At 43.7% G+C, this 13,900-nt stretch carries 19 protein-coding genes; 6 read left to right on the forward strand and 13 right to left on the reverse strand.

From position 1 onward, the window contains the following. Nucleotides 1-72: 72 nt before the first annotated feature. The 4 genes from ACFI6J_RS18385 to ACFI6J_RS18400 form a co-directional block, all read right to left on the reverse strand. Nucleotides 73-798 carry a YitT family protein gene (locus ACFI6J_RS18385; RefSeq protein WP_371342849.1) on the reverse strand — a complete coding sequence of 242 codons (726 nt, stop codon included), beginning with the start codon at nucleotides 796-798 and terminating at the stop codon, nucleotides 73-75. A gap of 222 nt (nucleotides 799-1,020) precedes the next feature. After that, nucleotides 1,021-1,332, reverse strand: a complete 312-nt coding sequence (locus ACFI6J_RS18390; RefSeq protein ID WP_014948122.1) for a hypothetical protein — start codon at nucleotides 1,330-1,332, stop codon at nucleotides 1,021-1,023. A 92-nt stretch (nucleotides 1,333-1,424) separates the two neighbouring features. Beyond that, complete coding sequence (locus ACFI6J_RS18395; protein ID WP_370133754.1) at nucleotides 1,425-1,811, reverse strand: VOC family protein; 387 nt, start codon at nucleotides 1,809-1,811, stop codon at nucleotides 1,425-1,427. Between the two features lie 48 nt (nucleotides 1,812-1,859). After that, the gene (locus ACFI6J_RS18400; RefSeq protein ID WP_462586320.1) at nucleotides 1,860-2,201 is read right to left on the reverse strand and encodes a Rho-binding antiterminator; all 342 of its coding nucleotides are present in this window, start codon (nucleotides 2,199-2,201) and stop codon (nucleotides 1,860-1,862) included. Nucleotides 2,202-2,389: 188 nt separating this feature from the next. Between ACFI6J_RS18400 and ACFI6J_RS18405 the strand changes: the two genes are divergently transcribed. The 5 genes from ACFI6J_RS18405 to ACFI6J_RS18425 all read left to right on the forward strand — a co-directional run bounded on the left by ACFI6J_RS18405 (nucleotide 2,390) and on the right by ACFI6J_RS18425 (nucleotide 7,841). Continuing rightward, on the forward strand, nucleotides 2,390-3,508 hold the full coding sequence (locus ACFI6J_RS18405; RefSeq protein ID WP_462586321.1) for a hypothetical protein: 1,119 nt from the start codon (nucleotides 2,390-2,392) through the stop codon (nucleotides 3,506-3,508). A 19-nt stretch (nucleotides 3,509-3,527) separates the two neighbouring features. Further along, nucleotides 3,528-4,325: a substrate-binding periplasmic protein gene (locus ACFI6J_RS18410; protein WP_462586322.1), complete on the forward strand. Its 798-nt coding sequence runs from the start codon at nucleotides 3,528-3,530 to the stop codon at nucleotides 4,323-4,325. Nucleotides 4,326-4,471: 146 nt separating this feature from the next. After that, nucleotides 4,472-5,809, forward strand: coding sequence for an alginate export family protein (locus ACFI6J_RS18415; protein WP_462586323.1), 1,338 nt, complete (start codon nucleotides 4,472-4,474; stop codon nucleotides 5,807-5,809). 142 nt (nucleotides 5,810-5,951) lie between these two features. Next, nucleotides 5,952-7,223: an NRAMP family divalent metal transporter gene (locus ACFI6J_RS18420; RefSeq protein WP_039225017.1), complete on the forward strand. Its 1,272-nt coding sequence runs from the start codon at nucleotides 5,952-5,954 to the stop codon at nucleotides 7,221-7,223. A gap of 147 nt (nucleotides 7,224-7,370) precedes the next feature. After that, nucleotides 7,371-7,841, forward strand: a complete 471-nt coding sequence (locus ACFI6J_RS18425; RefSeq protein ID WP_014975548.1) for a hypothetical protein — start codon at nucleotides 7,371-7,373, stop codon at nucleotides 7,839-7,841. 9 nt (nucleotides 7,842-7,850) lie between these two features. On the opposite strand, the gene glyA is transcribed toward ACFI6J_RS18425, so the two are convergent. Next, on the reverse strand, nucleotides 7,851-9,107 hold the full coding sequence (glyA, locus tag ACFI6J_RS18430) for a serine hydroxymethyltransferase (protein WP_462586324.1): 1,257 nt from the start codon (nucleotides 9,105-9,107) through the stop codon (nucleotides 7,851-7,853). A 171-nt stretch (nucleotides 9,108-9,278) separates the two neighbouring features. Between glyA and ACFI6J_RS18435 the strand changes: the two genes are divergently transcribed. Then, nucleotides 9,279-10,136 carry a LysR family transcriptional regulator gene (locus tag ACFI6J_RS18435; protein ID WP_039225011.1) on the forward strand — a complete coding sequence of 286 codons (858 nt, stop codon included), beginning with the start codon at nucleotides 9,279-9,281 and terminating at the stop codon, nucleotides 10,134-10,136. A gap of 88 nt (nucleotides 10,137-10,224) precedes the next feature. Here ACFI6J_RS18435 and ACFI6J_RS18440 read toward each other — a convergent pair whose 3' ends face one another. The 8 genes from ACFI6J_RS18440 to ACFI6J_RS18475 all read right to left on the reverse strand — a co-directional run bounded on the left by ACFI6J_RS18440 (nucleotide 10,225) and on the right by ACFI6J_RS18475 (nucleotide 13,773). Continuing rightward, nucleotides 10,225-10,554: a zinc ribbon domain-containing protein YjdM gene (locus tag ACFI6J_RS18440; protein ID WP_014948132.1), complete on the reverse strand. Its 330-nt coding sequence runs from the start codon at nucleotides 10,552-10,554 to the stop codon at nucleotides 10,225-10,227. 24 nt (nucleotides 10,555-10,578) lie between these two features. Beyond that, the gene (locus ACFI6J_RS18445) at nucleotides 10,579-11,034 is read right to left on the reverse strand and encodes a GNAT family N-acetyltransferase (protein ID WP_014948133.1); all 456 of its coding nucleotides are present in this window, start codon (nucleotides 11,032-11,034) and stop codon (nucleotides 10,579-10,581) included. 52 nt (nucleotides 11,035-11,086) lie between these two features. Continuing rightward, nucleotides 11,087-11,515, reverse strand: coding sequence for a GNAT family N-acetyltransferase (locus ACFI6J_RS18450; protein WP_348670497.1), 429 nt, complete (start codon nucleotides 11,513-11,515; stop codon nucleotides 11,087-11,089). A gap of 35 nt (nucleotides 11,516-11,550) precedes the next feature. Next, nucleotides 11,551-11,883 carry a YnfA family protein gene (locus ACFI6J_RS18455; RefSeq protein WP_462586325.1) on the reverse strand — a complete coding sequence of 111 codons (333 nt, stop codon included), beginning with the start codon at nucleotides 11,881-11,883 and terminating at the stop codon, nucleotides 11,551-11,553. 100 nt (nucleotides 11,884-11,983) lie between these two features. Beyond that, entirely contained in the window at nucleotides 11,984-12,235 is a 252-nt protein-coding gene (locus ACFI6J_RS18460; RefSeq protein WP_371342844.1) for a hypothetical protein, read from the reverse strand. 471 nt (nucleotides 12,236-12,706) lie between these two features. After that, a complete protein-coding gene (locus ACFI6J_RS18465; protein ID WP_371342843.1) occupies nucleotides 12,707-12,985 on the reverse strand; it encodes a hypothetical protein in 279 nt (92 codons plus the stop codon). A 66-nt stretch (nucleotides 12,986-13,051) separates the two neighbouring features. Next, the gene (locus ACFI6J_RS18470; RefSeq protein WP_371342842.1) at nucleotides 13,052-13,333 is read right to left on the reverse strand and encodes a hypothetical protein; all 282 of its coding nucleotides are present in this window, start codon (nucleotides 13,331-13,333) and stop codon (nucleotides 13,052-13,054) included. Nucleotides 13,334-13,485: 152 nt separating this feature from the next. Then, nucleotides 13,486-13,773, reverse strand: coding sequence for a hypothetical protein (locus ACFI6J_RS18475; protein WP_131137123.1), 288 nt, complete (start codon nucleotides 13,771-13,773; stop codon nucleotides 13,486-13,488). Between the last annotated feature and the right edge of the window lie 127 nt (nucleotides 13,774-13,900).

Below are 13,900 nucleotides of genomic sequence, written 5' to 3' on the forward strand. Positions count from 1 at the left end.
CGCTGCTGTCTCTTTTTGAGGGGAGTAACAGCGAAAATTTATGACCGAATGGCAAAGACTGGCTGAGTAAATTTAGCTGTTTTGTGCGCGAAGCTCGCTGTCTAAGCACTGTTTTAGGCTGTTTTCAGCACGATTTTCAATGTGATTGGTATCGGCATTGTTTGACTCAGCGTTTGCCTTTTTTGATTCAGATTCGCCTTGCACTGGGAAGTAACGCTCTGGTCTATGGTTAAGCGAAATAACCATGTTCAAACAAAATGCCGCTAAAATTGAAATTAGCACTAAAGGCCAAGCGATGAAAAACAGAGCACTAAGTAATATACAGCTATCTACGGTCAGCTGGAATGTACCGGCTCTAATATTGAAACGTTGTTGTAAATAGAACGCCATAATACCAACGCCACCAAGGCTTGAGCTATGACGAAACATCATCAGCATACCTACACCAATTAGAATACCGCCAAATACCGCCGCGAAAAATGGATTTACGTGGCTAATATCCACAAACGCTGGAATTTGCTCAGTTAGTACAGAAACCGTGGTGACGGATATAAAGGTGTTAATGGTGAAACGCTTGCTAATTTGCGTCCAAGCTAGGGTGTAAAACGGTAAGTTAATCAGAAAGAATAGCAAGCCGAAGTCCATATCTACGGCATAAGTACCTAACAGCGCTAAGCCTGCCGCGCCACCTACCATTAAGTCTTGAGACTGAAATAAATATACGCCAAAAGCAACAAACAAGCCGGCGCTTATCAGGGCGAAAACATCCTCGATGACACTGTGTTTTGTTTTTTGCATAAGAAAAAGTTTGCGTTAAGAAGACACAGCGTAATTATACGTTTACAACACAGTAGGTTACAGCGAGATGAAAAGTTAACTCGGTGCGATAAATGGCGGAAGGTAAGTTTGCCTTTACGACTTTTAGCGCACCGGTGAATAGGGTGTTGCGTCGATGTAAACGTTGCACCAACCTGGTTCACATAAATCGCAAAAAGTAGAGGAAACTTCTAGGGAGTCTGATTACTCAACAATAGAGAATACAACGGTATCTTGCTTATTAAACTCTACACTGCATTTCATAATGCCTAAGTGTAGAGGGCTATATGCTTCGATTTTGCTGCCATTTGCAACAAACTCTGTATCCCACAACAATAAGTTTGCAGTATCTAGCTGGCGTTCGACACTTTTTTTCGATACGCCAGGCGTAAAGTTATCGCAGAGAATTATGACTTCGCGCCTTGCTTCTATCCAATAAAACGTCGTAGTGATCAACAGTGCTATTGCCGCTATTGCAACAACATCAGCAATAATGGAACGCTTCATGGCCTGCACGTGCTACTTCTCCTCTACTTCCTTACACTATTCATTTAAAACCTTGCCGCAAAAAATATCGCAACGACAAGGCGCACTTATATAAAGTGCAATTAGGTCGTTTGGATCAAATCCCACTTATTGCCAAACTTATCTCTAAAGATGGCTACCGTACCATACACTTCTTTCCGAGGGGTTTCTAAAAATGCTACCCCTTTGCTTTGCATGGCATTGAAGTCGCGCCAGAAGTCGTCAGTATTCAAAATTAAAAATACTTTATCGGCGGCTTGGCTGCCAATGAGTGCCATTTCTGTGTCATTTTTTGCTTGCGCCAACAACAAGCTCGTAGCACTGTGTGGTGGGGTTGCCAGAACAAAACGCGAGTTTTCGCCGGTTACTTTGTCTTCGGTTAAGGTAAAGTTTAAAACCGTGGTGAAGTATTCAATGGCACTGTCGTAGTCGTCTACAAAAAAAGTAATGGCCGAGAGGTTTTGCGTCATAAATCAGGATCACTTTGAAAGTTAAGCTAAGTTAGCTGCGCATACTACCTAAAAGCTGACTGAGCTGAAATGCGGGTTGTCAGTTATTGCGTGAAGTTGAGCGGTTTCATTAAGCGCAATATTTTGCGTGGATGTGTCGATGGACATTTGAATACACTCTGTGGCCACGTCGTTGCGTTTATCGATAACTGTGGTCAGTGCTGTACCCTTTACCGTATTCCCGTCTTTTAATACTACGCTCACCTCAAGCCCATACATGCAGGCAATTTCGATGTAGTCGTAAAGCTGGCACGCTATGTTCACATATTCCCCTATTCGCTGTTCAAGTGGCGACCAATTAGTAGAGTAGACCTGACGTTCACAGCAAAACTTTCCACATTTACCGCGCATACATAGCGCTTCACTTCACAGAAGTCTGACCTTAACAAATGATCTTTTTTTAAGGTTTGCTCAGTATTGTTAGTACTGAAGGATTTATTTTGGTGCGCGATACACCTAAGCGCTTGAACGCCCCTCATGTTTCTTAGAGGCATTTTTTAGCAAAGGGTTCCCGCCAAAAATTCAATACAGGAACAGTAATGAACAAGCTACTATCCGCATTTTCTTTAGTTTCAATAGCCTCGTGCACCTCAAGCTTCGCAAATGCCGACGAACTTCCCTTTAATTTAAGCGGTCATGTTAGGGTTAACTACGGGCATCAAGACTGGCAAATTCCCGAGTTTAGAGATGGTTTCGAATTTGAATCATTCAAACTTGGCGTGTCGGGTGAGTCAGATCAATTTAGCTATAAAGCCGAATATCGATGGTATGAAAATACCGACTTCGACACAGTAAGGTTCGCCGACCTGACTTATCATTTCGATGAGCAAACCGAAATTACAGCAGGTATAACCCAAACACCGTTTGGTTTGCAGCCCTTTGCCAGTAACAACTTTTGGTTCTCGGTAAATTATTATCTTGGCTTCGAAGATGATTACGATGCTGGGGTGAAAATAAACCACGATTGGGGCAACTGGGATTTTCAAGCCGCCTATTTTATGAACGACGAGTACAACGATGCCGCTGAGTTTGGGCGCTATTCGTTCGACGTGGCGGACGACGGTGAATATCGAAATAAAGAAGACGGCCAATACAATTTACGTGCTAACTACACGGCAAACTTTATTCGCGGAGGCACTACCGATATTGGCGTGTCTTACCAATACGGCAACATCTTAAACCTGGATACCCTGGACGATGGCGATATGAATGCCTATGCCGTGCATATGCGCCATACCCAAGGCGACCTAAAAGTCGAACTGCAGTATATCGATTATGAATACGATTTGGCTGCACCAGAAGGGCAAGCAGACGATCGCATAGCGCTATCCTCTTTCACCTTCCCGTTCTTAGCCGCGGCCGACGGTAAAACCTATTCAGCAAACCTTGTGTACTCTGTGCCTTATAAGTTTACTCACATAGAATCACTTACTTGTTACTCAGAGTACAGCGTGGCAAAAGGTGAAGGGGGCGAAGGGAAAAACTCGTCGCAGTGGATAAACGGCTGTAGCTTTGGCTGGGATAAATTGTTTGTATATGTAGATAGTATCCAAGGCAAAAACATGTGGTTTTCAGGTGGCCCGGGCGTGGGGCTCGACTTAGGTGGCAGACAAGAAACTACTCACCGTTTGAACATAAACCTTGGTATTTACTTCTAATCACTCACAGGACTTTGACATGCGAACATTACTTATAGCGACATTTTTATTAGCGCTAATTCCGATGCAAAGTTTTGCCCATTCATGGATGAAACTACGCATAGCCACCACAGAGTATGCCCCTTATACGTCAACTGACATGCAGCACGACGGTTATATCAATCACATTATCGCTGATGCGTTTTTAGAAACGGGCGTTGTGGTTGAGTTTGTATCTTTACCTTGGGAAGAAGCGCTTGAAGCAACGCTGAAAGGCGAATACGACGCCATTTCATACGGCAATTTTGTGCGCGCCCGGGAAAGCGAGTTTTTCCACAGTAACCCTATTAGTGCGGAAAGCTTGGTGTTTTATGTTAATGCTGAAAAGGGCCCTGATACTTGGGCTGAATTAAGCGACTTAAAAGACCTAAAGATGGGCGTAACAGAAGGGTATTTATACAACGATGAACTTGCCGCTTACATTAAAAGCAGCAGTAATGTTGTGGAAAGTGCCACAGACAAAGACAATTTACAGGCGCTGATTGAAGGTAAAATTGACGTTTTTCCCATTGATGAGTTAACAGGATGGTACTTGCTTCAGCGTGATTTCGATAGTGGCGACCGCAGAGATGTGATGCCCATTAAGCCGTTTATCTCAACTGTAACCACGCATCTGTTAGTGCCTAAAGGTGAAAGTGACAGTCAGCTTATTCTGTCGCTATTTAATAAAGGGTTAGAAGAGTTAACGCTGGACGGAAAACTGACCCGCTTTAAACGCCTTCTAAAAGAAGGCTACTATCAGCATCCGCAGAAAAAAGTGAATTTTGACAGACGTTAGCTGGCGTTTCAGGCCTAAGGGGCTATATAAAAGCCCCGCTGGCTAAACGCCAAAGGCATAGTAAATTAAACTAAAAGGGCAGTGCGATAATAAAAATTATCTATATACTTCAGTGCACATAATACTGATGTAATGGTTATTTCCTAATGCGCAGCCCTTTATTTGTGCGACTTTACGGGCGTGGTCGTTTTCGCTCGCTGTTGAGCACATGCCTTCTGCTAATACTCGTTGTTATTTGCCCGCTAGCCAATGCGTCGAGTGATGAAATAGCCTTTGATGTCTCTGGCTCGTTTAGAGTGCGCTACGAGTCGTTGAATAACCCTATATTTCCAACATCATCAGCTGCACGAGAACAAAGTAATCAGCGTCTTTCAACACGCTTTATCGTGAATTCTACGGTAAGTTATCAAAACCTCGCGGCAACGATCGAAATACGTGACTCGCGAGTGTTTCTTGACGAAAACGATCCAACGCTAACGGCCAATCAGGTTAATACACTGGAGCCTACACAGTTTTTTATCACCTACAAACCTGAACGAGAATCTAGCTTATACGAAGTGTCTGCGATAAAGGTAGGGCGTATGGAGCTCGACTACGGTAGTCGCAGGCTATTGGCCAAAACAGCCTATCGCAATGCCACCAATAGCTATGATGGAATTGTGGTGGAAGCAAGAGTTGCAGATTGGCAAGTACATGGCGTGTACGTGCTGCCGGTATCTCGCTTTCCTACTGACAGTGAAAGTCTGGACGGGAACGAACGCGCGTTCGACAAAAGCTTTAGCGAACGAAAATTCTTTGGTGTGTACGCTGCGTCAAAAGACAACAACGTCAAGCTGCAAAGCTACTGGTTAAAAGAAGACGATAGTGAAGCACTTGCCACCAAAAACCGTGATCTGTACACATTGAGTGTGGACTATACCCAGCCTTTCAATAATGGCCTGATAACAAATATAGAGGTGGTGGGGCAAACGGGAGCTTCTTATCAAACCGCATCTGCTAACGATACAGACGAGAAAGACGTTCGTGCATATATGCTGTTTGGTTATGTTGGGAAACAGATTACAGACAACACCTTTCTTAGAGCTGAAGTTGACTATATCAGTGGCGACAACGACACAAGCGATGACACAATCTCTGACTTTGATACCTTATACGGCGTGCGACGTTTTGATTTCGGACCTACTGATGTATATCAGGCTATGCCACGTAGAAACCTAAAAGCAGTGGGGCTTCGAAGCGTGTCTGAGCTAGCAAAAGCGCACAACATTATGCTTGGTTACAAAGCCATGTGGTACCAAAAAGCACCTCAAGACGTGGACAGTTTCATTGGTCATCAAGTGGAAGCTCGCTGGCGTTATCAAGTGCGACCCGAGTTGCGATTAGTGCTAGGTGGAGCCTACCTCAAAAAAGGAGAGGGTTTTGCGCGTGGAGATTACAGCGACAACAGCGCCTTTTTATTCACTGGCGCTTTGTATACCTTTTAAAATCTCCGGCTAAATAGCCCGCGTAAACTGGGTACAGCTGCTTACACTACAAGCCTTGCAGATGAGCGCGTACTCTCTTTTCTGTTTATTATATTACTGATATGGTTAACGGCTATTTTGAAATGCCCATTTAGAGGTTGCCTTGTCGTATTCAGCTGAAACATCGTTTTTTGCCCGTTGTATTGCACTATTAAAATTACTCGGCCCGGGTGTGCTTATGGCAACAGCGGCGGTAGGCGGTAGTCACTTAGTAGCATCAACTCAAGCGGGGGCGAAGTTTGGTTGGCAGTTAGCGCTGCTTATATTGGTAGTTAACTTACTCAAATACCCATTCTTTAGAGCAGGTGTTAGCTACACCATCAGTACAAAACAAACCCTTCAGCAAGGGTACTTGGGAATGGGACGACGATATTTGGCCATTGCCTTGGGTTTGAATACCATTGCGTCGGTGGTCAATGCTGCAGCGCTGTTGTTGTTTGCTGCAAGCTTATTGTCGTATTTTATTCCTTTCGATATCGCCATAACGTTGTCAGCTTCAGTGGTTTTGGCACTTATCTTAATCATTCTACTCGCTGGCCATTTTGAAGGATTGGACAATATCGCCAAAGGCATAATGGGCGTGCTTGTGGTGGCGACTGTAGCCGTATTCGTGGTGGCACTAAGCAATTACTCTGCTTCACCAGCACCTGCCGTGGCGCCGCCTTCGCCTTGGACGCTCGCTACATTAGGCTTTTTAGTCGTCACAATGGGGTGGATGCCCGCACCTATTGAAATATCGTCCATTACTTCACTTTGGTTAAAGCGCCAGTGCAAAGGGCAAGCCGTAACGCCAAAGTCGGCCCTTTTCGATTTTAATTTAGGTTATGCAGTGACGGTGCTACTCGCATTGTTGTTTTTGGGCTTAGGTGCATTAATTTTGTATGGCAGCGGTACAGAGCTAAGTACCAGCGGTATCGGCTTTTCCCATCAGCTAATTAGTATGTACTCATCAACCATTGGACAGTGGGCGCATTGGCTTATCGCACTGGTTGCATTTTTGTGCATATTTGGTTCGGCGCTAACCGTTTACGATGGTTATGCGAGGGTGGTTGCTGAAGCAATAGCGCTTCTTTTTAACAAAGACAAAAACGCACGAAATACGCTGGTAACGCCGGTGTTACTGTTCATGGCAGTGGCGAGTTTTATCATTGTGTTGTTCTTTAAATCTGCGCTATTGGCAATGTTAGGCTTTGCGATGACGCTGGCCTTTGTTACTACTCCAATGTTTGCTTGGCTTAACCATAAGCTTGTGGCACAAACCAAGCTTCATCAAGACGCGGCGCCAAACGTGGTAGTGAAGCTGCTTAGCTATTTAGGCCTAATCTATCTATTTGGGTTTCTAATGGTGTTTATATGGTGGAAGTGGTTTAGCTAGCCACTTCCTACCGTAACGAGAGCGCAAAGCACTTTAGGTGCTTCGCAAGTTTCACCTTAGTAAATTAGTTTAATTACGCGCACTTATGCGAGCCCTAGCGCAATACTCATCTATACTGTAGATGACATCGTTTGAGGAGTTCGCAGTTTGGTGCGTGGCAAAAAACTATTTCCTTCCACCCTTTTATTATGGGGTAAGCGTATCATGCTGCTTTCGCTTATGAGTGCGGCAATGTGGGGCTGTTCAAAAGAACCGCAGCAAACTATCCACTGGCACAATGCTTACGATATTGAGCGCGAACTTCATCTTTTGGGGCAGCAAGAAGACCCTCGCGAAATCTACAAAAGGCTTCAAGGTATTAAGCAACAAGCTTCGCTACAGCTTTCTCAAATGCGTGAAGCAGGTAATCAGGACCCGTTATTTAGGGAATGGTTGGAGTCGCTACGCATTAGCTTATCGTTAGCCCCTTTGTACGGCGATACCATTGAAACGTGTAGCGTGTGGCAAGGCGCCATGGAAGACGCTTGGGGAGTGGGAATAGTGCAGTTTAATGAACGAGCCAAACTCGTGTGGCGGGTAATGGTGGCTACCTGCAACGCACGAGTTCGCTCGGTATAGTACTAGGTTTTATTTAGTATAAACGGGGCGAGCCGCTGTTAGCGTTGCCACTTTATCTTTCACTTGCTGTACTACTGCATTGTCTTCTGGCGCTGTTAACACATCACAAATCCAATGGGCTAATTGAGCACAGTCTTCTTCACTAAAATTGCGTGAAGTGACCGCAGGTGTGCCAATTCGAATACCACTTGTAACGAATGGCGACTGCGGGTCGTTGGGTACTGTGTTCTTATTTACCGTTATATTCACGCTATTTAATACCGCGTCGGCTTCTTTCCCCGTCATTCCTTTGCTTACAAGACTTAACAGGAACATGTGGTTGTCGGTTCCATTAGAAACTACGTCAAAGCCACGCTTCATAAACACATTAGCCATAGCTTGTGCATTAATGACTACCTGCTTTTGATAAGCGCGGAACTCTGCTGTCATGGCTTCTTGAAGCGCTACCGCTTTTGCGGCAATAACGTGCATAAGTGGGCCACCCTGAATGCCAGGGAAAATTAATGAATTGAATTTCTTTTCAAGCTCGGGGTTTGCTTTACACATAATAAGCCCGCCACGAGGGCCACGCAGTGTTTTATGGGTAGTAGTAGTAACGACGTGTGCGGCGTTAATTGGCGAGGGATAAACACCGGCCGCAACAAGGCCTGCAACATGTGCCATATCTACAAGTAAATACGCGCCTACACTATCAGCGATGTCTCTAAACTTCTGCCAGTCGACCACGCGAGAGTAAGCGGAAAAGCCCGCTACAATCATTTTTGGTTTGTGTTCTTTAGCCAAGGCTTCTACTTGGTCATAATCAATTTCACCAGTTTCTGTGTTCAAGCCATACTGAATCGCGTTGTATAGTTTTCCCGAAAAGTTAGGCTTTGCACCGTGTGTAAGGTGCCCACCGTGATCAAGGCTCAACCCAAGAATGGTATCGCCAGGGTTTAATAGCGCCATATAAACTGCTGTATTCGCTTGAGAGCCAGAGTGAGGCTGCACATTCACATAGTCAGCTTCAAACAATGCTTTAGCTCTGTCGATAGCAAGCTGTTCTACTTTGTCCACCGCCTCGCAGCCACCGTAATAGCGCTTGCCTGGATAGCCTTCTGCATACTTATTAGTTAGCTGACTGCCTTGCGCCTGCATAACAGCTTTGCTGGTGTAGTTCTCCGATGCGATCAGTTCAATGTGGTGTTCTTGGCGTTCGTTTTCTTGCGCAATAAATGCTGCGATATCTGGGTCTTGTTCGTGAAGGTGCTGGTTAAGTGGGTTCATGCTGGCTCCTAAATGTCATTATTTTGTATCTGATACTAGGAGCGTAAAAAGAATAAATAAAATTAATAAAAAATATGGCATTATAACTTTATTAAATGGTCTTGTGAGCAATTCTGGCACTAACAAGGCAAAACAGCAGGCAAAGCTAACAAAGAGGTGTAAAGCAAAGTAATGAAAAACTTATCGATAGATTTTCTGCGTTCGTTCGTGCTTATTGCACAGACGGGTAGCTACACACAATGTGCCGAGCAGCTTCAGCGCACACAGCCAGCCATTAGCTTACAGATAAAAAAACTAGAAGAAATGATTGGGGAAAAACTATTTTCCCGCGACAAAAATCGCTTGGCACTAACTGGCGCTGGTAGTCGCTTATTGTCGTATGGTGAAAAGATAGTGGCACTTAACGATCAGGCGATGGCCGAATTCGGCAAGCCGCAGGTTACGGGAAATATTCGGTTAGGCATTCCCAGCGAATTTAGCACAACACTTATGCCTAAAATCATTCGACGGTTCACGCAAACCTATCCGGAAATATCGCTAGAGGTGCATTGTGCGCTAAGTAAAGACTTACTTAGTGAGCCGCTTAAAAGCCAGTTCGATTTAATTCTTTCGCTACAAGAAACACCTGATCCTCAGCAAGACGGCTACATCATTTCAGATCAACTGGTATGGGTGGGGAGTCAGCGCTTTGTAAATAGCGTGCCTGTTAAACTGCCTATTATTGCTGCACCGTCGCCGTGTATTTACCGCAAGCGAGCAACCAATCTGTTATCGGCTATCAAAAAACCGTGGCAGGTGGTGTATACCATTGCTGACTTAAATGGCATACAAACGGCGATTAACGAAGGGCTGGGCATAACCGTTCTTGCAAAGAGTTCAGTGCCACCTGGTCTACACGTTTTATCTAATTCAGAAAGTTTACCCGAGCTTGGGCATGTGGGTGTTTGTTTAGTTAACCCTCAGAAAGTGTCATCGAAAGCGATTAGCTTGCTTACTGAAACCATTACCAACGAAGTCGCAAATTTTTAAGAAGGGATGGATTGGAATAGCTAGCGCGCCTAGTTGACAAAAAAATAAGCGCGCTAAAAGGAAATGAGGCTTTTCAATAAAACGCCGCTTATGCCTTTTTAACAAATTGTGCAGTCAGCATCATTTCACCCGCGCCATCTACTTTACAGTCTAGCTGGTGGTCTTTGGCATCTTTTACGTGTCGGATAACGGCTTTGGTTCCAATTTTTAGTACCAACGAACTGCCTTTTACCTTCAAATCTTTTGCTAGCGTAATTTTGTCGCCGGCTACTAACGGTGTACCGTTGAAGTCTTTAGCAGAGACTTCCTCTTCTACCTCGTTCGGGTTCCACTCGTGTCCACATTCAGGGCAAATAAGTAGAGGCTGATCTTCGTATACATATTCTGATTGGCAATGCGGGCAAGGAGGTAACGACATGTGGAATTCTCTTAAAGTACTAAATTAAAGCGCTCGGGTCATAAAGTGGCTGTTGGGATCGATTGAGTAACTGCCAAATGGACCGCAATCAACAAAACCAAACTTTTTGTATAGGGTTCTGGCCGCTAAAAAGTAGTCTTGCGTTCCTGTTTCTAAACTTACCGAACTAAACCCTTTCATTTTCGCATGTTCTAGGGCAAAAAGTAATAACTGAGACGCTACACCGCATCCTCTAAACGGCTTGGCTGTGCGCATAGATTTTAGCTCGGCGCTATGTGTATCAAGGGTTTTAATAGCGACGCAGCCCGCAAGCTGTTGCTGCTTCCAGCCACTAAAAAAAGTAATGTTCGAAGCTTTTAGTGCTTCAACATCTAATGCATGTACGCTCTCAGGTGGCGATGTAGCATACATATCAGACAAATGCTCTTCTAAAAGCGCTAGCACTTCTCCTCCGGTGAGATCATCAATAATAATCTTCATGTGCTTTGGCCTTTAGGTATATTCTGAATAGACGGCGGTACAAGCCTGTTTGTTAAGTGCTTAAGGGTTTAGTCATGTTAAAAAAGCGGTCGTCTTCACCTTCAATGATAAATCCCACTTTTTTATAAAGCGAAACTGCAGGGCTAACTTTGAATACTCGTAAGTCAAGCGAGTTAGTATTGGCCCCTAAGGCTAGTCTTTCTGCTTCTTCAATGGCAGCACTACCTATGCCTTTGTTCTGTGCGCTGGGTATGACCTGAAGGTCGCGCAATATACAGGTGTTACCGTCGTATTGAAGGCGCATAACCCCCACCGTTTCGCTGTCTACTTGAATGTCGTAATTAATGAGCTCTGCGGTAACCCCAAGCACTTTGTCGACGTCCCAATCAGGCGCAAACTGAGCGTAATAATCGCGCATGTTATTAAAGGTAAACTCAGCAGCCCTTGGTAGGTTCGTACTTGGAATAAAGGTAATCTTCATCGCGTTTTCTTCGTTATTTATTGCAAGCAAGACTTTTATCCATGACTTCTTGGTGCGAACATAATTATCGCCATACCAATCAAAGCGACAAAGGTGCCCACCAAGTCCCATAACGTTGGCTTCACTCCATCAACGAGCCAAAGCCACATAATAGCCATAAAAATATAAACACCACCGTAAGCGGCGTATACGCGCCCGGTAGCGGTTGGGTGAAGTGATAACAGCCAAGCAAAAAGCGCGAGCGATATAGCCGCTGGTACTAACAACCATATGGACTTATCTTCTTTCAACCATAAATAGGGCAGATAGCATCCAACGATTTCAGCAAGTGCAGTAATAACAAACAAACCAATGGTTTTTAATTCCAACGGGCAGACCTCTTTTGAAATACTGTTGGTAAGCAAATAATACCTTTTGAAAAGGGCATTAAAGCGCTACTCGCACGCCATGCTAGGAAACTATCTTTCACTAGTTATCGTCGCTTTCAGAGCTAAACAAACCTCTAAAAAGCGCGGTAAGTGCTCCAGACACCGTATCTTCTATAGCATCGTTTTTATGGTCACGCTTTTTACTGTATCGGTTAGTAGATTCTTCTCGCTGTCTTTTTTCAGCACTGGCACTAGCCCCATCAAGAAAGTCTCTTGCAGCCCTATCAGAAGCTGAAGCGCACCCTGTTGAGATTACGCATATTGACAAGATTACTATCAATTTAATCTTCATGTTATCTAAATTCCTATCACCGTATAACGTCTAATAAAGGGCATCTTAAAGTGGAGCGTAACAACGAATCGTTATGTACTTTGCTTGCTCATACCTCTAATTGCAAAGAAGTAATAGATTAAAAACCCCAACCACGAAAAGAAAAGGGAAATGGCCCCCCATGCTAACTTGTGTATGCCTTTAGCTTTTTTGGATGTTAAGGCAATTAACGCTGGTAGAAGTGTAAGGCTGAAAAGCACGATAAAAATAATGATTTGCCAAAAACTCATATTAAAAGAACTCCTTATCTTTTGATTTCTAATTACAAGGGCTGCACCAAGCTCACCGAATGTAGACGAATAACCTCTACTCGTTTCTATACCCATTGATTTCAACGAATTATTTTTTATTTACTTGAACTACAGCCTATAGAATCAAGTTTTCTGAATTACATACTACAGTCTTAATCGTCTTTTTGTTAAGACATTTAATTTACTGCGATTTTTGTTCTGAAAGGTGAGGCATAATAGCGTAAAAAACTGAACAAATTGCTATCACATAAAAAGAATGGAAGAAAAAGCCCACCATATTTAACCCATCTGCTTCACACTGTGTTTGCAGGCCAGAGCAAAAAAAGAACTCCACTACGAATGAAGACAGTACTCCTAAGCCAAAAATTGCCATATAACTGAACAACGGTTTGAGCTTTAGAATTCCAATAATCAGCAAAACAACAACTACTGGAATAACAATAATTAGCGCAGTCTGCATAAATCCCTCTTAGATTGATTTGGCTACTCACAATCCTGTGAAAGAAACTTGGTAGATTACGGCCTGTTAAACCAAATATAAACTGCATACAATTAACAACCAAGTTAGTGATATACCGAGTACTATTTTGAATGTTGGTAACTTAGTTTGTGATAATGAATAAATCGCATATGCAGCAGGAATGACAGCGAAACAGCCACCAAGTACTAAGCCTTTAAAAAATCCTGCGATTAACCCCCATTCATCTGCAATAAATGCATAAACCCAAGTGACTCCCCAGGCTACAAAGCAAAATGAAAGCAATAACTTGGCTATTCTGGCTTTTACCTTTACATCTTTGCTTTTCATAAATATCCCGTTAGATAGTTACCAGAGGTAAATAACGACTAAACATTGTGTCTTCCCTAGGGAAGATACAGTCGAGAGACGAACTTGGCTGATTTGTAAGGCCGACATCTATTTTGAAAGCACATGGCTTGTGGTTACCTGAGCCATGTTGTCTATTTCATCAGCTTTACTACGCATTGTTTGAAAGGCTCTACTTTTGAACTTAATTCTGGGGGGAGTATTTCGGTACCGTCTGTTAAATCTAGAATGCCTGACACTACTGGTTTGTCAGCTGTCGTATCTATCTTAGCATTTATGGTCATGGAAAAGTTGTAGCCGCTTGGGAGTAGAGATGCGCATTTTTGGACTGAATTTAAGGGAGCTGGGTTACTAAATGATTGAAAGGCTAACAGTGAAGATAGCAAAGTGGCTGAGCCAATAAAAAAAGCTTTTTTGTTCATGGTAATTCCTTTTAACGTATTTTGCAGTCTCAAACTTCGACATTAAATGATCTACAAAGTTCTATAGCTAACGTCGCAGCGAACGTGCTAATTGGCTTGATAATCATTGAGCCTCCTCCCTATCAGC

It is taken from the genome of Alteromonas sp. G4i13 (assembly GCF_054960505.1).